General features: G+C 63.6%; 14 protein-coding genes. 3 read left to right on the forward strand and 11 right to left on the reverse strand.

What is annotated here, in order from left to right:
* Window positions 1-6: 6 nt before the first annotated feature.
* From JHD73_RS00870 to JHD73_RS00895, 6 genes are all read right to left on the reverse strand, one after another.
* Complete coding sequence (locus tag JHD73_RS00870) at window positions 7-1851, reverse strand: ABC transporter ATP-binding protein/permease (protein WP_199026717.1); 1845 nt, start codon at window positions 1849-1851, stop codon at window positions 7-9.
* A 102-nt stretch (window positions 1852-1953) separates the two neighbouring features.
* Complete coding sequence (locus JHD73_RS00875; protein WP_199026718.1) at window positions 1954-2406, reverse strand: HIT family protein; 453 nt, start codon at window positions 2404-2406, stop codon at window positions 1954-1956.
* Entirely contained in the window at window positions 2403-6431 is a 4029-nt protein-coding gene (locus JHD73_RS00880) for an FAD/FMN-binding oxidoreductase (RefSeq protein ID WP_199026719.1), read from the reverse strand. Before JHD73_RS00880 ends, JHD73_RS00875 begins: the two co-directional genes overlap by 4 nt.
* A gap of 200 nt (window positions 6432-6631) precedes the next feature.
* A complete protein-coding gene (locus tag JHD73_RS00885; RefSeq protein WP_199026720.1) occupies window positions 6632-7213 on the reverse strand; it encodes a YqaA family protein in 582 nt (193 codons plus the stop codon).
* 31 nt (window positions 7214-7244) lie between these two features.
* Window positions 7245-8492, reverse strand: coding sequence for a nucleoside recognition domain-containing protein (locus JHD73_RS00890; RefSeq protein ID WP_199026721.1), 1248 nt, complete (start codon window positions 8490-8492; stop codon window positions 7245-7247).
* A 31-nt stretch (window positions 8493-8523) separates the two neighbouring features.
* Window positions 8524-9456: an ion channel gene (locus JHD73_RS00895; protein WP_199026722.1), complete on the reverse strand. Its 933-nt coding sequence runs from the start codon at window positions 9454-9456 to the stop codon at window positions 8524-8526.
* A 142-nt stretch (window positions 9457-9598) separates the two neighbouring features.
* Between JHD73_RS00895 and ilvA the strand changes: the two genes are divergently transcribed.
* The 3 genes from ilvA to JHD73_RS00910 all read left to right on the forward strand — a co-directional run bounded on the left by ilvA (window position 9599) and on the right by JHD73_RS00910 (window position 13544).
* Window positions 9599-11119 (forward strand): threonine ammonia-lyase, biosynthetic, encoded by a 1521-nt coding sequence (gene ilvA, locus JHD73_RS00900; protein ID WP_199026723.1) that lies wholly within the window; start codon window positions 9599-9601, stop codon window positions 11117-11119.
* Window positions 11120-11139: 20 nt separating this feature from the next.
* A complete protein-coding gene (queF, locus tag JHD73_RS00905; protein ID WP_199026724.1) occupies window positions 11140-11976 on the forward strand; it encodes an NADPH-dependent 7-cyano-7-deazaguanine reductase QueF in 837 nt (278 codons plus the stop codon).
* Window positions 11977-12206: 230 nt separating this feature from the next.
* Window positions 12207-13544: an acetate kinase gene (locus tag JHD73_RS00910; protein ID WP_199026725.1), complete on the forward strand. Its 1338-nt coding sequence runs from the start codon at window positions 12207-12209 to the stop codon at window positions 13542-13544.
* 27 nt (window positions 13545-13571) lie between these two features.
* Here JHD73_RS00910 and JHD73_RS00915 read toward each other — a convergent pair whose 3' ends face one another.
* From JHD73_RS00915 to JHD73_RS00935, 5 genes are all read right to left on the reverse strand, one after another.
* On the reverse strand, window positions 13572-14129 hold the full coding sequence (locus JHD73_RS00915; RefSeq protein WP_199026726.1) for a hypothetical protein: 558 nt from the start codon (window positions 14127-14129) through the stop codon (window positions 13572-13574).
* 39 nt (window positions 14130-14168) lie between these two features.
* Entirely contained in the window at window positions 14169-14819 is a 651-nt protein-coding gene (locus tag JHD73_RS00920; protein WP_233176729.1) for a C39 family peptidase, read from the reverse strand.
* A gap of 82 nt (window positions 14820-14901) precedes the next feature.
* Window positions 14902-15333, reverse strand: coding sequence for a hypothetical protein (locus tag JHD73_RS00925; RefSeq protein WP_199026727.1), 432 nt, complete (start codon window positions 15331-15333; stop codon window positions 14902-14904).
* Window positions 15334-15458: 125 nt separating this feature from the next.
* A complete protein-coding gene (locus tag JHD73_RS00930) occupies window positions 15459-16760 on the reverse strand; it encodes a hypothetical protein (protein WP_199026728.1) in 1302 nt (433 codons plus the stop codon).
* Between the two features lie 707 nt (window positions 16761-17467).
* A complete protein-coding gene (locus JHD73_RS00935) occupies window positions 17468-19195 on the reverse strand; it encodes an AMP-binding protein (protein ID WP_199026729.1) in 1728 nt (575 codons plus the stop codon).
* Window positions 19196-19328: the final 133 nt, after the last annotated feature.

Below are 19328 nucleotides of genomic sequence, written 5' to 3' on the forward strand. Positions count from 1 at the left end.
TGTGTTTCAGGAAGCGGCCAACGCCATGTGCGCAGGCTCTTCCACCACCCGATAGCTTACCGCAGTCGACGGGTCGCCCTCGGGGATGTAGCGCAGGCGGCGATGGTGGAATCGTGCCACGGTGCTGCGGTGCGCCACGCTGACGATCGTCACATCGGGCATCGATTCGAGCATCAGGCTGTACATGAATGCCTCGGTATCCTCATCGAGTGCGCTGGTGGCCTCGTCGAGGAAGAGGTAATCGGGGCGCTGCAGCAAGGCGCGTGCGAAAGCCAAGCGCTGCTGCTCCCCAGGCGACAGGCGCAGGCTCCAGTTGCTGACCTCGTCCAGCAAATCCATGAGTGCCGGCAGGCGGCACGCGACCAGCACCTGCGAGAGGCGCTCGGCGGTGTATTCGGTGGCGAGCTTGGGGTACGACAGCGCATCCGCCAGCGTGCCGGATGGCAAGTAGCTGCGCTGCGGGAGGAATAGCACGCTGGCATCTTCCGGAATCTTGATCTGACCATTGCCGTACGGCCAGATGCCAGCCACGGCGCGCACCAGTGTGCTCTTGCCGCAACCCGACGGGCCGTTGACGAGCACACGCTCACCGCGCGCGAGTGTCATGTCGAAGGGTTCGACCAGCAGATCTTCAGGTTTGCGGTTCGGCAAGTTCAGCGCGAGATCGCGTGCCTCGATGGCGGGCACGGCAGCGGTTTCGACTTCGATGTCCTGGATACCGGCGCGGTGTTCTTCTTCACGCTCGGCGGCACGCATGGCACGCTGGAATTCGATCAGACGATTGGTGGACGCCTTCCAGCTCACCAGCGTGCTGTAGTTGTCGACGAACCACGACATCGCGCCCTGCACCTGCCCGAACGCGGTGGCCACCTGCATCATGCCGCCCAGCGTGAGCGTGCCGCCAAAGTAGCGCGGCGCAGAAACCAGGAACGGAAAGATAATGGCGAACTGCCCGTAGCCCGAGCTGGCGAAGTTCAGGCGCCGGGTGTAGTCCATCAACTGGTTCCAGTTGGCGCGGATGCGCTCGAAGCGGCCGCGCAGGATGGCTTTTTCGCTGGGCTCGCCGCGATACAGGGCGATGCTCTCGCTGTTTTCGCGCACGCGCACGAGCAGGAAACGGAAGTAAGCCTCGTAACGCTCCTGCTGGAAAGACAGCCCGATCAAGGGACGGCCGACGAAGTGGATGATGACCGAGCCCAGCACGGAGTACAGCAGCGCAAACCACACCATGTAGCCGGGGATGATGAAGTCGTGACCGCTCAATGTGAACGCGAGCGGCCCTGACACTGCCCACAGGATGCCGAAAAACGACACCAGCGTGACCGCTGAGTTGAAGAAGCCGAACCCGAGGTTGACCGTGGCGTCGGTGAAGTTGCGCAGGTCGTCAGAGATCCGCTGGTCGGGGTTGTCCGCCGTGTGTGTCTGTTCGAGCCGGTAGAAGGCCTGCTTACCGAGCCAGCCGTCGAGGAAACTGCCGGTGATCCACGTCCGCCAGCGGATACGCAGCAGCATCGTGTAGTACTGGCGCAGCACCGAGGCGATGATGATGCAGGCCGCAATCCACGAAAAACGCCCCAGTTGATGCCAGAACTCCGCTTGGTTTTTCTGCTCCAGCGCGTTGTAGAAGAACTTGTACCACTCGGTGTACAACACGGTCATATAGACCGTGAACAGGCTCAGCGCAATGACCAACGCCAGCAGCCCCCACGCCTTGTAGCGGTCTTCAGAAAACCAGTAGGGCTTGATGAGCTGCCAGGTCTCGGACAGGTTCAACCGGCCGTGATGGACATTCAGCTCGGCGATCGAATCCTTGTGGGAGTCGGGTGTGGCGGCGGTGCGCGGTGTCGTCATGGCGATGTCGATGGCTGTAGCGCGACGGAAAATGAATCTGACGCCCTGCGCACCATGAGGGTTCCGCGCTGGGCGTGGCGATGCGTTACGGGTGGCGGCCGCTCAGACGTCGGCCAGCGCGGATTGCAGCGCGTACGACAGCGCCGGCAGCCTGGAAGTCACCTCGGCCATACGCGCAGCATCCGCCTCGCGCTGGGGCGGGCCCCAGACGGCCTCGGGAAAATGCGTGTCCCACCGATAGCGCGGAATGACATGCCAATGCAGGTGCGGGACCAAGTTGCCGAAGCTGGCGAGGTTGATCTTGTCCGGCGCCAGCTCGGCGCGCAGCACCCGCTCCACGCGTGTGACGACTTCCATCAGCCAGTGGCGATCCGCGTCGGACAAGTCCGTCTGCTCGGCGACGTGGTCGTTCCAGATCACGCGGCAGAAACCCGGAAAGCGCGCGTGCTCGACCAGCACCACGCGCGCCCGGGCGTTGCGCCAGACGGGCTCGCCGCCGTCGGTCTCGCACAGCGCGCAGCCGGGCACCCGATCGGCGGTCGTGCCCGTCGTCACACCAGCACCCGCTCGATGCCGCCGGCGTTGGCCCGGGCCACGTAGTCCTGCAGCCAGCTCTCGCCAAGCACATGGCGCGCCATCTCGACCACGATGTAGTCGGCCTGCACCGAGACATCTTCGGTGTAGCGCGACAGACCCTGCAGGCAAGCCGGGCAGCTCGTGAGGATCTTCACGTCGCCGTCGAACGCCTGTTGACCACCCTGCCCGTCGGCGCGCAGCTTGTCGGCGCCCTTCTTCATCTCCTCTTCCTTGCGGAAGCGGACCTGCGTGGAGATGTCCGGGCGCGAGATTGCCAGCGTGCCCGACTCGCCGCAGCAACGGTCGTTCTTCTCGATCGCGCGGGTTTGGCCGTCGGCCCCAAGGTTTCCACCCATAAGCTGGTTGACCAGCTTGGTCGGGTCCATGGTCTTGATCGGGGTGTGGCAGGGGTCGTGGTACATGTAGCGCGTACCCTGCACACCCTCGATCTTCACGCCCTTCTCGAGCAGGAACTCGTGAATGTCGATGATGCGGCAGCCCGGGAATATCTTGTCGAATTCATAGTCGGCGAGCTGGTCGTAGCACGTGCCGCAGCTCACCACTACCGTCTTGATATCGAGGTAGTTGAGCGTGTTGGCCACGCGGTGGAACAGCACGCGGTTATCGGTGACGATCTTCTCGGCCTTGTCGTACTGGCCCGAGCCCCGCTGGGGATACCCGCAGCACAGATAGCCCGGCGGCAGCACGGTCTGCACACCGGCGTGCCAGAGCATCGCCTGCGTGGCCAAGCCCACCTGCGAGAACAACCGCTCCGAGCCGCAGCCCGGGAAGTAGAACACGGCCTCGCTATCGGGCGTGGTGTTCTGCGGGTTGCGGATGATCGGGACGATCTCGTTGTCCTCGATGTCCAGCAGCGCGCGCGCTGTCTTCTTGGGCAGATTGCCCGGCATCTTCTTGTTGATGAAGTGGATCACCTGCTCGCGCACCGGCGGTTTGCCCACCGTGGCGGGGGGATGCGCGGTCTGCTTCTTGGCAAACTTCTTCAAGATATCGTGACCCAGGCGCTGCGCCTTGTAGCCCCAGTCGAACATCACCTTGCGTGTGAAGTTGATCGTCTCGGGGTTGGTCGCGTTCAGGTAGAACATGGCCGCGGCGGTGCCGGGGTTGAATTTCTTCTGCCCCATCTTGCGCAGCAGGTTGCGCATGTTCATCGACACGTCGCCAAAGTCGATCTTGACCGGGCACGGCGTCACGCACTTGTGGCAGACCGTGCAGTGGTCACCCACATCGGCAAACTCCTCCCAGTGCTTGACCGACACGCCGCGGCGCGTCTGCTCTTCGTACAGGAAGGCCTCGATCAGCAGCGAGGTGGCGAGGATCTTGTTGCGCGGGCTGTACAGCAGGTTGGCGCGCGGCACGTGCGTGGCGCACACGGGCTTGCACTTGCCGCAGCGCAGGCAGTCCTTGATCGACTCCGAGATGGCGCCGATGTCGCTCTGCTGCATGATGATCGACTCATGCCCCATCAGGCCGAACGACGGCGTGTAGGCATTGCGCAGATCAGCGGCCAGTGCTTGCGGGTCGTTGATGTCGCGCAGCAGCTTGCCCTTGTTGAAGCGGCCGTTCGGATCGACACGGCGCTTGTAGGCGGCAAAGTCGGCGATCTCGTCGTCAGTCAGGAATTCCAGCTTGGTGATGCCGATGCCGTGCTCGCCCGAGATCACGCCGTCGAGCGAGCGTGCCAGCGTCATGATGCGGGCCACCGCCTTGTGGGCGTCCTGCAGCATGTCGTAGTCATCCGAGTTGACCGGCAGGTTGGTGTGCACGTTGCCGTCACCGGCGTGCATGTGCAGCGCCACGAAAACGCGGCCGCGCAGCACCTTCTTGTGGATCGCCTGAGCCTCGTCGAGGATCGGCTTGAACTCGCCGCCGTTGAAGATCTTGCGCAGCTCGGCGCGGATCTCCGCCTTCCACGACACGCGGATCGTGCGGTCCTGCAGCAGGTGGAACAGATTGGCGTCCGGCTGATTCACCAGGCGCTCGTCGATGGTCTGCGCGAGATAACCCAGGCCCAGGCCGATCAGGCTGGCGCGTGCCGTATTCACCGGCGTGTCGAGATGATCCAGCAGGTACTGCCAGCGGGCGCGCGTGCTGCGCACCAGTTGCTGTGCTTGCTGCACACGGTCTTCCAGCAGCTCGGCGCTGGGGATCTCGTTGGCGTCGTCGGTGCGGCCCAGCGGCAGATCGTTGCGCGCGAAGAAGTCTTGCAGCGCGTCGGCCAGCTTGAGCTTGTTCTTGATCGACAGCTCGATGTTGATGCGCTCGATACCGTCGGTGTACTCGCCCATGCGGTTGAGCGGAATCACCACGTCTTCGTTGATCTTGAAGGCGTTGGTGTGCTTGGCAATGGCCGCGGTGCGCGAGCGGTCGAGCCAGAACTTCTTGCGTGCCTCGGGGCTCACGGCCACAAAGCCTTCGCCGCTCTTGCCGTTGGCCAGGCGAATCACTTCCGAGGTGGCACGCGCCACGGCGTCATCGTCGTCGCCAACGATGTCACCAATCAGCACCATCTTCGGGAAGGCGTTGCGCTTGCTCTTGGTGGCGTAACCGACCGCGCGCAGGTAGCGCTCGTCCAGGTGCTCCAGGCCGGCGAGGATCGCGCCGCCGGGCTTCTTGGTCTCGGCGTCGAGGTAATCCTTGATTTCGACGATGCTCGGGATCGCGTCACGCGCCTGGCCGAAGAACTCCAGGCACACGGTACGCGTGGCCTTGGGCATGCGGTGCAGGATCCAGCGCGCGCTGGTGATGATGCCGTCGCAGCCTTCCTTCTGCACGCCGGGCAGCCCAGCCAGGAACTTGTCGGTAACGTCTTTGCCCAGGCCTTCCTTGCGGAACTTGCGGCCTTCAATGGTGAGCGTCTCGCTACGCAGCAACTTGCTGCCAACCGGGGCGTTGCCGTCGAACCACTTCAGCTCGAACGTGACGAGCGGCGCGTCGTGGATCTTGCCGAGGTTGTGATTGAGACGCTGGACTTCGAGCCAGTTGCCGTCCGGATCGACCATGCGCCACCAGGCGAGGTTGTCCAGCGCGGTGCCCCACAGCACAGCCTTCTTGCCGCCTGCGTTCATGGCGACGTTGCCGCCGATGCACGAGGCGTCGATCGAGGTCGGGTCCACGGCGAAGACGAGACCAGCCTTTTCAGCGGCTTCCGCCACGCGGCGCGTGACCACACCGGCGCCCGAGTAGATGGTCGCCACAGGGTGGTCGACGCCCGGCAAGTCGGTCTGTTCAACCGCGTCCAGACGTTCAAGCTTCTCGGTGTTGATGACGGCCGAGAACGGCGTGAGCGGCACGGCGCCACCGGTGTAGCCGGTGCCGCCTCCGCGCGGGATGATGGTCAGCCCCAGTTCGAAGCAGCCCTTGACGATGCCGGCGATCTCTTCTTCCGTATCGGGCGTGAGCACCACGAACGGGTATTCGACCCGCCAGTCGGTGGCGTCCGTCACGTGCGAGACGCGCGACAGGCCGTCGAACTTGATGTTGTCCTTGGCGGTGACACGGCCGAGCACCTTCTGGGCGCGGCGGCGCAGGTCATATACCTGGGCAAACTCTTCCTGGAATGCCTTCACGGCGCGGCGGGCGTGCACGACCAGCTGCTCGACCTTGCTGGCGCGCTCGTCGCCCACCGGGTCATGGTGGGAATCGTGGTCGGCCACGCGGCGCTTCTCGATCTCCGCCAAGCGGTGATTGAGCGCATCGATCAGCATCTGGCGGCGCTTGGGCGTCTCGAGCAGATCATCCTGCAGGTACGGGTTGCGCCGCACCACCCAGATGTCGCCCAGCACTTCGTACAGCATGCGTGCCGATCGGCCGGTGCGGCGCTCGGCGCGCAGCTCGTCCAGGATCTGCCACGCAGACTCGCCCAGCAGGCGGATGACGATTTCCCGATCCGAGAACGAGGTGTAGTTGTAGGGAATCTCGCGCAGCCGGGGCGCAGCGTCCTGCGCCGCGAGTTTGGCGTCGATCAGAAGTGGGGCATTCATGGCGTGCCGCTGGGAGGAGGGGCGCGACAAGGAGGGCTCAAGCCGCGCGGTCTTTAAAGGGCGATTGTACTGCAAGGTTCAGCGTTGATGCGCCGCAGCAACGTATCCCATGCCGGGAGCATGGCCGCGAAAACTGCCGCGTTTTCAATAGCTTGCGAACGACGTTCCGCGCAATAAGTGATGAATAAACCACGCAAACGTCACATCAGCAGGTTCTTGATCCAGCCCAGGATGCCGTGCCAGAAATCGTCGGGCAGCATCAACAGCGCGCCCGTCATGACGAGATAGCGCAGAAACTTGCCGATGGCCATATACATGATGCTTGGCCAGAACCGTAGGCGCAGCCAGCCAGCCAGCGTGCAGAGCGGGTCCCCAATGCCCGGCAGCCACGACGCCAGCAGCGACACCGGCCCAAGACGGCGCATCCAACGGAAATACTTTTTGTCGAGCGGCGGCGCGCGGTGGCGTTTGGGGTGCGGCACATGCTGGGCGTGCTCGGCATCATGCTGGCGGCGGCGGCGTGCCAGGTGGTAGCGCACCAGCGCCAGCTTGGCCGCGTAGCCCATCCACCAGTCGACCGCGCCGCCCAGCGTGTTGCCGATGGTGGCCACGATGATGGCCGGCCAGAACATCTCCGGGTTGAGCTTGATGTAAGCGAAGACCGCCGGCTCGGAGCCCAGCGGCAAGAGCGTCGCCGAAACGAAGCTGATGATGAAGATAGCGGGCAGCCCTACGGTGGGCAGCGCCAGCGTCGTGAACAGCCAGTCGATGAATGCGTCCATGCGGTCGATTGTACTGGCCGGGGTAACCCGCTCAGCCGAAGAACAGATAGGCGATGAACACGGCGCCGATCAGTCCGATCAAATCGGCCCACAGCCCGCAGGCCAGCGCATACCGCGTGTCTTTGATGCCAACGCTGCCGAAATAGACAGCCAGCACGTAAAACGTGGTCTCGGTCGAGCCTTGGATGATGGCGGCCAGCTTGCCCTGGAAGGAGTCGACGCCGTAGGTGGTCATCACGTCCACCATCAGGCCGCGCGCGCCCGCGCCAGACAACGTCTTCATCAGCCCCACGGGGAGCGCCGGTACGAAGCGGGTGTCGATGCCGAGGTGCGAGAACAATGCGGAAAGCCCCTGCATCAGCACATCCATGCAGCCCGCTGCGCGAAACACGGCAATCCCAACCAGCACCGCCACCAGGTACGGCACGATGCCGATGGCGACCTGGAAGCCATCCTTGGCACCGTCGACAAAGGTCTCGTAGACGTTGATGCGGCGGATCGCCCCACACGCCAGGAATGCCACCACGATGGTGAGAATGGAGCCCGCGCCGATCAGTCCGATCCACGCTGCCATCTGCTGCGGTGGAAACTGGTGCAGCCACGCAAACAGCAGCCCCATCGCCACGACAAAGCCGCCGAAATAGGCCAGCAGCGCCGGCTTGAACAGGTTGATGCGCTGATAGACCGCCACCGCCCCGATGCCCGCGCAGAAGCCGATGAAGGTGGACAGCAGGGTCGGCAGGAAGATGTCTGCCGCGTTGAACCCGACCAGCCCCTGCTTGACCGCCATCGCCTGCCGGATGGCAATGACAGATGTCGGCACCAGCGTGACGCCCGCCGTATTGAGCACCACGAACATCAACTGCGCATCGCTGGCGCGCTGCGGCTGCGGGTTGATCTGCTGCAACTCGCGCATGGCCTGCAGGCCGAGCGGCGTGGCGGCGTTGTCCAGGCCCAGCACGTTGGCCGACACGTTCATCATCATCGCGCCGTTGGCCGGGTGGCCGGCGGGCACGGACGGGAACAGATGCCGCATCAGCGGGTTCACCAGCCGCGCGAACACATCCACCACCCCGGCACGTTCTCCCACGCGCATGATGCCGAGCCACAGCGCCATCATGCCGGTCAGGCCGAGTGCGATCTCGAAGCCGGTGCGTGCGGCATCAAACATGGCGGTCAGCATGCGGGAGAAGACTTCCATGTCGCCCTGCACCACCTGCACGCAGGCCGTGACAAAAGCAACGAGAAAGAAAGCCAGCCAGACGAGGTTCAGGGCCACGGACGTTGCGCGTTGAGATTCGACAAGCTGCTCATTGTGCCTGGGCCGGCGCCTCGGTTGGCGCATCCACCGGCACGATCTTGTGGAAGTTGTCGTAGTTCACATGCGTGACGCCGTTCTCGTCGTCGCGCATCAGATCGACGTAACGGTAGCCCCAGCGGATCTCGTCGTGACGCCAGGCGTTGCGCGCCTGCAAGGTTTGCGCGGCGGTTTCGTCCGAGCCCGCGATGGTGAGCATCAGCAGCGCATCGCCGGCAGCGAGGGACTCGGGGGTGGCGTTGTACAGCGGGCTCGTCTCGTCGATCACGTGCATCAAGACCCAACCGAGCAGGAAGATCGGGTGCTCACTACGCTCCAGGTGCAGATCGCGGATGCGGTAGATCGAGTAGCCCTCGGGCGAGCGCTCATCTTGCAGCAAACGCAGCTTGGCAGTGGCCTCGGCGATGACGTTCTGGCGCGCATTGGCTGCCCGCACCATCAAGGTCATCTTGCCGTTGAGCGGCCGCACCACAGCGTTCTGCGCGAACATGATCTTGGCACGCGGGCGCGAAAACCGCGCAAACACCAAGCCCGTTGCCATGGCGATGCCTGACATGCCGATAAAAATCTCCAGCGTGGCGATGACATGCGCGTACAGCGTCTGCGGGTGCATGTCGCCATAACCCACGGTGGCGAGCGTTTCGACGCTGAAGAAGAACGCCCCCGCAAAGCCGGCCGGCGACTGATTGGCGATGGCCGCATCGCCCAGCGAATACAACCCCGCAAACACGGCGTTGAGGGTCAGGAAGAGTCCCGCCAGGATGCCAAAGAAGGTCGGCCAGTTGACTTCCAGCGCGTGGTGATAGATGTCGCGCCAGCCCAGCGATGGCATGCCGTACGCGATGACCTGCTGGGTGCCGGACCAGACTTTGCGGCCCCGGCGCGGGTGCCTTGGGGCTTGGGACGAAGACCACGGGCTGTTCATTTGGGAGCCTCACGCCGAAGATGGGCCGCACTCCCAGGCGCGGCCGGGGCAGTGTACCGACCGGCCCGCCGGTCCTGCAAGGCAGGCTAGGCAACGCATGATAGGCTTACGGGCTCTCCTCACGTCCAACCCGGTCCGCACCATGGCCATCGATTACCTCAAAAAGATCCTGACCGCGAAGGTCTATGACGTCGCGCTGGAAACCGAGCTGAAGTTCGCGCCCAACCTGTCGACGCGCACCGGCAACCGCGTCTACCTCAAGCGCGAAGACGACCAGCCGGTGTTCTCGTTCAAGCTGCGCGGCGCCTACAACAAGATGGCTTCGCTCACACCGGCCGAGCGTAAGCGTGGGGTGATTACGGCATCGGCCGGCAACCACGCGCAGGGTGTGGCGTTCAGTGCGGCCCGGATGGAGTGCAAGGCCGTCATCTGCATGCCGGTCACGACACCGCAACTGAAGATTGACGGCGTGCGCTCGCGCGGCGGCGAGTGGGTCGAAGTCGTGCTGCATGGCGAAAGCTATTCCGACGCCTACAACCACGCCGCCAAGCTGCAGGAAAAGCACGGCTACACCTTCGTACACCCGTTTGACGACCCCGAGGTGATCGCCGGCCAGGGCACCATCGCCATGGAGATCCTGCGGCAGCATCCGCAACCCCTCCATGCGATCTTCTGCTCGATCGGCGGCGGCGGCCTGATCTCCGGCGTGGCCGCCTATGTCAAGGCCGTGCGGCCGGACATCAAAGTGATTGGCGTGCAGAGCGTGGATTCCGATGCGATGGCGCGTTCGGTGGCTGCAGGCAAGCGCGTGGAACTGAAGGACGTGGGTCTGTTTGCCGATGGCACCGCCGTCAAGCTGGTGGGCAAGGAAACCTTCCGCATCACGCGCGAGCTGGTCGACGAGATCATCACCGTGGATACGGATGCCATCTGCGCGGCGCTCAAGGACGTGTTCCAGGACACGCGCAGCCTGCTGGAGCCCTCCGGCGCGCTGGCGCTGGCGGGTCTGAAGCAATACGCCGAGACGCACAAGCTGAAGAACGAATCGCTGGTGGCCGTGGCCAGCGGCGCCAACATGAACTTCGACCGCCTGCGCTTCGTGGCCGAACGCGCCGAGGTGGGCGAGGCACGCGAAGCCGTATTTGCCGTGACGATTCCGGAAGAGCGCGGCAGCTTCAAGCGCTTCTGCGAACTGGTCGGCTGGTCGCGCAATGTGACCGAGTTCAACTACCGCATTGCCAGCAAGGACGCCGCGCACATCTTCGTGGGCGTGCAGATTGCGTCGCGCTCGGAGAGCGACAAGATTGCCGAGAACTTCCGCAAGCACGGCTTCCCGACGCTGGACCTGTCCAACGACGAACTCGCCAAGCAGCATATCCGCTACATGGTGGGTGGGCGCTCGCCGCTGGCCGAGAACGAACACCTCTACCGCTTCGAGTTTCCGGAGCGGCCGGGCGCGTTGATGAAGTTCCTCTCGAGCATGAGCCCGAACTGGAACATCAGCCTGTTCCACTACCGTAATCAGGGCGCCGATTCGAGCAACATCCTCGTCGGCATCCAGGTGCCGAAGAACGAGAAACGCGAGTTCAAGACATTCCTGGGCACACTGGGCTATACCTATTGGGACGAAAGCGAGAACCCGGTCTACAGCCTGTTCCTCTGATCGCCCGCGGAGCCTTTGTCATGAGCAACCAACCTGAACACTCGCCGCTGGGCAAGACATCTGCCTACAAGACGGAGTACGACCCCAGCCTGCTGTTTCCCATCCCGCGCCAGGGCAAGCGCGACGAGATCGGTCTGCCTGCCGGAACCGCCCTGCCGTTCTTTGGCGTGGACCTGTGGAACCTGTATGAACTGTCGTGGCTGAACCTGCGCGGTAAGCCGCAGGTGGCCATCGGCACCGTGATCGTGCCGGCAGATTCGCCCAACATCATTGAATCGAAGTCGTTCAAGCTGTACCTGAACTCGTTCAACCAGACCAAGGTGGCTTCGCATGAGGCGCTGCAGCAGTTGATCCACCATGATTTGTCGGAAGCCTGTGGTGCGCCGGTGCAGGTGCGCATCCTGCCGCAGGAAGAGTTTGCACGGCAGAAGATGCACGAGCTTGACGGCCTGCTGCTCGATCGCCTGGACATCGAAACCGATGTCTACCAGCCCACGCCCGAACTGCTGCATGCGGACGAGGAAGAGAGCCCGGTAGAGGAAACGCTGGTCTCGCACCTGCTCAAGTCCAACTGCCTGGTAACGGGCCAGCCAGATTGGGGCAGCGTGCAGATCCGCTACGTGGGTGCGCCGATCAATCAGGAGGCGCTGCTCAAGTACCTGATCTCGTTCCGCGAGCACAACGAGTTTCACGAGCAGTGCGTCGAACGCATCTTCACCGACATCCAGCGCCAGTGCCGCCCAGTCAAGCTGGCGGTGTATGCGCGCTACACGCGGCGCGGCGGGCTGGACATCAACCCGTTCCGCACGAACTACAACACACCGTGGCCGGATAACTTCCGGAATGCGCGTCAGTAACAGTAAGTGCTGACCCTTGGCAAGACACGCAAGGCGCCTTCGGGCGCCTTTTTCCATGCAAGAGCGATCGGCCAAACGAACACGCTCGCCTCCTCCATTTTGGGTACGCGATGGCCCTATCGTTTCACGCCCGCTCGCCTATAGTGATACCGCAGTAAAGCTACCCGGGGGAATCGTGAAGAGCCTATCCACTTTTCGTGGAGAGGGCACTCTCGACGGGGGACATTGCCATGAAGAACGCACCATGGGGGCCGCAAGGTTGGTCGATTCATGCGGTAGCGTGCGCATGCCTGCTGTTGTGTGGCAGGACGGCCCTTGCACAGACCAGCGAGCCGGTGGATGACAAACCACCCAGCTTTGAAACCCTGCAGCGGCAACTGGCCGAGGAGCAGGAGCGGCTGATCGAACTCAAGCATTCGATCCAGCAGCAGGAAGCGCGACTGAAGAGCATGCGGCGCGCGCTCGGCATGAGCGAGCTCGACACCGTGCGCGGTGCCGGTGCGCCCGGTGCTGGCGGAGATGCCTCCTCCGGCGAAGCCGCCGCCCAGATGGCACAGAACAACGGCCAGCCCGGCAGCACACCCGTCGGCAAGCCGCCGGAACCTTCCGACCAGCCCCCACGCGTCGCTCAGATCTTCGACGAGCCCAGCGCGCTCACCCCGCCGGGCAAGTTCGTGGTCGAGCCTTCGCTGCAGATGGCGTACTCGTCGTCTGACCGGGTGGCGCTGGTGGGTTACACCATCATTCCCGCGCTGCTCATTGGCCTGATCGATGTACGGGAGGTAAAGACCACCACGCTCACCAGTACGCTGGCCGTGCGCTACGGCCTGGCCAAGCGCTGGGAGCTGGAACTGCGCATGCCTTACGTCTACAGCTCCAGCGATACGGTCAGCCGCGAGATCTTCACGGGCACCGCCGCCGACAACGCCTTCAGCTCGCACGGCCACGGCATCGGCGACGTAGAAATGACGGCGCGCTACCAGATCAGCGCAGGCGGTGTCGACAAGCCGTTCACGATCGGCTGGCTGCGCTTCAAGACGCGCACCGGCAAAGACCCGTTCGAGGTCACCACGGATTGCGTGACACGCTGCGTGAGCAACACCACAGGCACTGGCCTGCCGCTGCAGCAGCCGACCGGCTCGGGCTTCTACGCACTGCAGCCCGGCCTGACTTGGCTGTATCCGACTGACCCGGCCGTGTTCTTCGGCAGCGTGAGCTACCTGCACAACTTCGAGCGCAAAGGTGTCAGCCTGAACCTGGTGGATGGATCGCAACAGTTCTTAGGCGACGTGAAGGCGGGCGACATCATCGGCCTGAACTTCGGCATGGGGCTGGCATTGAACGAAAAGGCGTCGTTCTCGATTGGCTACGACCAGAGCATCATCGGGCCGACCACGCAGAACGGCCAGCGCGTGCCCGGCTCGGTACGCACCATCCTGGGCACGCTGCTGGTGGGCTATTCGTACCGCATCTCGCCCAAGATGACGTTGAACCTCTCGGTGGGTGCGGGCCTGACGCGCGACACGCCAGACCTGACAGTCACGCTGCGCTTGCCGATCCAGTTCTGACGCTGACGTTCTGACGCGGCTTCGGCTTCAGTGCAAGCCTGTCACCACGTTGGCCAGCGCACTCTGCAGCGCGTTGCCGAGGCTGAGCTGACGGAACTGCGGCAGGCTGTTGACTGCCGCATTGATGGTCGTGATTGCTTGCAGGGTCTGGTTGTTCAGGCTGTTCTGGATAACCGTGGCGGCCGCTGCCGCACCCGCAGCAATGTCGGGCGGCGCAACGTTGTTCGGCCCGTTCTGCACAACATTGACGGTGTTGACCACGTTGGCGAGCTGCTGCGCCTGGGCCGCTGTCATGCGTGTGACATCCGGAATATTGACCGTCATGCTCGCGACTAGATCGCCGTTGATGTAGACGGCGCGATCGATGCCAAACGAGATTTGCAGGTTGGTCGATGGAATATCAAATCCGCCGCGCATGTCGTCGAGCTGGTCTTCCGATACGGCCTTCCACGCGTGGACCGGGTTGTTCACGCGCGGGCCATCCACGGTATCCGTATCACCGTCCATGCCCGCCGCCAGCGCATGACCGGACCCAGCCAGCACAAGCGTGCTCGCTGCCCACAGCACCCCGCCAAACCATCTCATGGTGCCCTCCTACCGCATGTCATCCAAGAGACGCCGCGCTCAGAAGTCAGACGGCCCAAACTTGGGGATCACGATGTTCCCCAGGCCCGTGCGGTCCACCCCTTCCTGCAACGGCGCGCGCGGTGCAACGTGCCAGTCCGATCCCGCGTTGAACGTCGCGCGCTCTTCACGGTTATGGATGACGAACAGCAAATGGTTGTCCCACATGTGCTCGAAACTCGCACGTGGGATCGCACGTGTGCCCATGGCCGGATCGCCCACCAGCACGCGCCCCTCCTGTATGCCCTTGACCACCACGAAGTGGTGATAGCCGTTCTCGCTCAACAGCACGATGGCCGGCAAGTGAGCGTTGTTCAATGCATCCAGCGGCTGCTCGAAACCATCGGCCTGAAAGCCTTGCGACTCCAGATAGCGTTTGATGTCGAGCAGCGAAAAGCCTTCTCGCCGGATCTTCTCCTGATTGCCATTCACGTACATGGCCTGGAACACCGTCTGCTCACTCACCGGATAGCCGTACTGGTAAGTCAGCAGCGTCGCCACGGCGGCCGAGCCGCAACTGAAGTCGAAGCGCTGATGAATCGTGCGCTGGAAACGCGCCTCCTTCATGCTCGTGACCGGCACGTTGTAGGTTGCGCCGCCCGTGCCGAGCATGTCGATCGAACCCGCGAATGTCGGCACAGCAGTCGACATTGCCGCCAGCCCGCACGCGCACAAGATCGGCACCGCGCCCCACATCCGTCGCATCGCTCCACCCCGCATCGCCGTCATTGCATCACTGCCTGAACTGCACGTTGACGATGGTGGAGTTCTGGATCAGCACGTTCGCTCCGGTGTTCTGGATGACCGTGGGGATCCCGGCAGCGTTGGCGAACGAGCCACCGCCCACGATGTTCGAACCCGTCGCCACGTTGACTGCGGTGTCGTTGCTCACCGTGCCGGACAGCCGTGCATCGTTGACGGTCTGGTACAGGTCCTGCGTCCCACCGCGATAGCCTTCAAGCTTGTCTGCATCGATCGCGTGACCAAACCCAGGCACCGACGCGGGCGCGGCGACCGGGGGACGCACCGCTTCCACGTTGGCTGTCTGAAGATCGTTCGCGACCGGCGCATCCTCCGCTGCCGTCACCGCCGTTGCCGGCAACACCACCAGGCCGCACGCCAGGAGCCATGCCGCCCATCCTGCTGCTGTTCTGTCGGATCGCATCGAATATCTCCCAGATGCCCCAACCGCGGTTCCGACGGGGGCCGGACCTGGTTGCCCGGTCCGGCCCTGTCAGCCGTCGCTACCAACGTAGCGGCGGTACTTCCCCGCTCAAGCCTGATGCCGGTTCAGTGGCCGACATTCAGGTTGGCCTGCACATTGACGCTTTGTTGGATGAGAGAAGCAAAGCCGCTGTTTTGGTTTGCGATCATCACCCCGGCAGCCGACTGGCCGACGCTGGTCATGGCATTGGACATGTTGAACGTGCCCGCATCCACCGCCACCGTACCGCCAGCACCACCTGTACCGCCGACTGCGCCATTGCCAACGCCACCGTTGCCAGTGCCACCGGCACCGCCTGCTGCACCCACCGCGCCCATTGCGCCCGCAGCACCGTTGCCGGCCATGGACGTAGCTGAGCCATTGGTTGCGCTGCCGTTGGTTGCGCCGCCACCTGCACCGCCGTTGCCTGCAAGGTTGGTTGCCGCGCCACCTGCTGCGCCTGCGCCGCCTGTGCTGGTGCCGGTTGCTGTGCTGGTACCAGAGCCTGCACCGCCGGTGGCCGTTGACGCACCGCTGGTGCCCGTCCCGCCGGCAGCACCGGCGCCACCTGTCGCAGTGGCTGCGCCACCGGTTGCCGTACCGCCACCGTGGTGATTGCCGGCATTGCCACCGGTTGAGCCCGCGCCACCGCCACCACCACCGCTGCCACCACCAGCTGCGCTGCCAGCCCCTGCCAAGCCACCCAGGCCTGCACCAAGGCTGGCCGACAGCGTGCCGGAGGCACCGCCTGCACCGCCTGCGCCGGCATTGCCATGGGCATTACCGCCATCGCCAGCACTGCCGGCAGTTGCGCTGCCGTTGGTCGCGCTGCCGTTCGTGACGTTGCCCGAGCTGCCGCCCGAACCGCCGCCGCCGCCTGCACCGCCCGCGCCACCGTTGCCGCCGCCGCCGCCCATGCCAACGCCGCCAGTACCGCGGCCACCACGGCCGCCAGCGCCGCCGTTGGCAGAGCCGCCGTTATTGGTAGCGATGTTGCCGATGCCAGATACGCTGAGGTTGGTCACCGTGCCTTCCAGCTTGGAGATGGCAATGGCTTTGCTGGAGTTGAAGGCATCGCTGAAGGTTGCGGTTGAAGTGCTGCCATTGTTGGCAGCCGCGGTGCCGTAGCCGGAGGCAGTGGAAGCACCGCTGTTGTCGCGGTCGTTGCCTTGGCTTTGGTTGTTGTGTTGATTGGAATTGTCAGTCGCTTTGGTTTTCGTGTGGGTACTGCTGTCCGTGCTGGTTGTGGTCGTGGTGTTGGTGATGGTGGACGTGTTGGTCTGGGTCTGAGTCCCCGGGCCTGACGCCGAATTCCCGATATCAGCCAGTGCAACGCCTGAGACCCCCAATCCCATGGCGATCGCGGTGGCCAGTAAGGTCTTCTTCATAACGCACTCCATAAAGTTGAGAGGGGCGGTTGGAAGCGCAGCCGATGGGGCCCCTGCGCTCTGCCTGTGGGAAAAAAAAACATCACCCACCCCGGGGGGCGCTGATCGCATATTCAGTGCCATCTGCTCGCGCGACTGCTCACCGCATCGCCGGAGAATTGAAAACACTGTGAAATCAATGGCTGGCGCACGCAGCGCGTGGCCGATCAAATGGAATCGTGCCAAGGCATACTCTTTTTGGAGTAGCTGTTCGTCCGATCTGGTTGCAGTGCTGAAACAGCAAAATTGCAACCGCGGCGCCAGCGCTGTTCTGCCATTGGGCCAAGACCAAGAACTGGCCCGCAGATTGCGCTCACGCGGGTGTTCGAGTGCGCCCGCTTTCAGGGTGTTTCAACATGGATACATCGGCGCATCAAGGCTCACATTGCGCGAGCCGACGTTGATCAGGAGCGTGCATCCCGTCACGCACGTTGCAACGGAATTGACACGTGATCGCGAAGAGGTGCAGCAATGCGCCAGGCATGCGCGGCGCTTTCCTGCGAGTGCCCCCTATCGGCAAGACGCATGCGGCGTCGGCGTTTCGCTTTTCACGTTCCACCTCGGGCGGACACGCGCAAAAGAATGCGCACGGCAAACATCGTCATGGCAACGACATGCCGTGCGCAACCGGTTCGCATTTCAGCGGAGAAACCGCGCGCAGCGTCTGTTCATGCCGTTTGTGCGACGGTCAGCTTGAGCTCGTCGATCATGCGGTCACGCATGACGAACTTCTGCACCTTGCCAGTGACCGTCATCGGCATCTCGGTGACAAAGCGGATGTAGCGCGGGACCTTGTAGTGCGCGATCTGGCCTTTGCAGAATTCGCGAATCTCATCTTCCGTGGCCTGCTGGCCCGGTTTGAGCACAATCCACGCGCACACCTCTTCACCGTACTTCTGGTCGGGCACGCCAAACACGTTGACGGCCTGCACCTTCGGGTGGCGGAAGAGGAACTCTTCGATCTCGCGCGGGTACACATTCTCGCCACCGCGAATGAGCATGTCCTTCACGCGGCCGACGATGTTGCAGTAGCCCTCGGCATCAAAGGTGGCCAGATCGCCCGTGCGCATCCAGCCGTCGTGGATGGAGTCGGCGGTCTTGGCTTCGTCATCCCAGTAGCCAAGCATGACCGAATAGCCCTTGGTCCAGAGCTCGCCCTTCTCGCCCACCGGTACGGTGTCGCCCACACCATCCACCAGCTTGACCTGCAGATGCGGCTGAATGCGGCCAACGGTGGTCACGCGCTTGTCGAGCGGGTCCGTCACGGCGCTCTGGAACGACACGGGGCTCGTCTCCGTCATGCCATACGCGATGGTGACTTCGCGCAGGTTCAGCTCTGACACCACGCGCTTCATCACCTCGATCGGGCACGGCGATCCGGCCATGATGCCGCCACGCAGGCTCGATACGTCAAAGGTCTTGAAGTCCGGATGATCGAGCTGCGCAATGAACATGGTCGGCACGCCGTGCAGTTGCGTGCAGCGTTCTTCCGCCACGGCGCGCAGCGTGGCGAGCGGGTCAAAAGCCTCCCCCGGGAACACCATGCACGCGCTGGTGGCGGTACACGTGAGCACCGACATGACCATGCCGAAGCAGTGGTACAGCGGCACGGGAATGCACAGTCGGTCGCCGGCCTGCAGGTTCATCGCCATGGCAACAAAGCGCGCGTTGTTGACCACGTTCATGTGCGTGAGCGTGGCGCCCTTGGGCGCACCCGTGGTGCCGCTGGTGAACTGGATGTTGATCGCGTCGTCGGGCGACAGCGTGGCGGTAATCGCATCCAACGCATCAACGGATACGCCGCCTTTGTCATCTACGCCACGCGCAATCACGTCGGCAAAGTTGATCATGCCGGGCGTCACAGCCTCGCCCATCCGGATGACCCAGCGCAGCGCGGGCAGCTTGGCGGCGTTCAATGCCCCGGGCTGTGCGCTCGCCAGCTCGGGGGCGAGCGTTTGCAGCATCTCCAGGTAGCGCGAGGTCTTGAACGCCTCGGCCGCCACGATGGCCTTGCAGCCGACTTTGTTGAGCGCGTATTCCAGCTCCGAGAGCCGGTACGCCGGATTGATGTTGACGAGGATGAGCCCCAGGCGTGCCGTCGCAAACTGCGTGAGCACCCATTCATAGCGGTTGGGCGACCAGATGCCGATGCGGTCGCCCCGCTCCAGCCCCAGCGCATGCAGGCCAGCGGCCAGCGCATCGACCTGCGCGGCAAAATCGCGCCACGTCCAGCGCACACCCTGCTCGCGAAACACCACCGCCTCCGCGTCGGGGTAACGCTTCACCGTCGCTTCCAGCAACGCGGGCACTGTCACGTGCGCAAGCGGCACTTCCGTATCCCCCACCACGTACGACATGCCGTTGTGTGGACGCGGGTCGAAACCTTCACCAGCCATGGACGTCTCCTCCAGTCAACGTTGGTCCTTTTGGGACCTTGTTTTGAATGATTCTTCCTACTGCGTTTGCCCGCAATTTGACGCAGCTTGACGCATTTGGCAATCCGTTCTCTGACGAACAATGACGCGGAAC

Source organism: Ralstonia sp. ASV6 (assembly GCF_016429285.1).
Lineage (GTDB): Bacteria > Pseudomonadota > Gammaproteobacteria > Burkholderiales > Burkholderiaceae > Ralstonia > Ralstonia flaminis.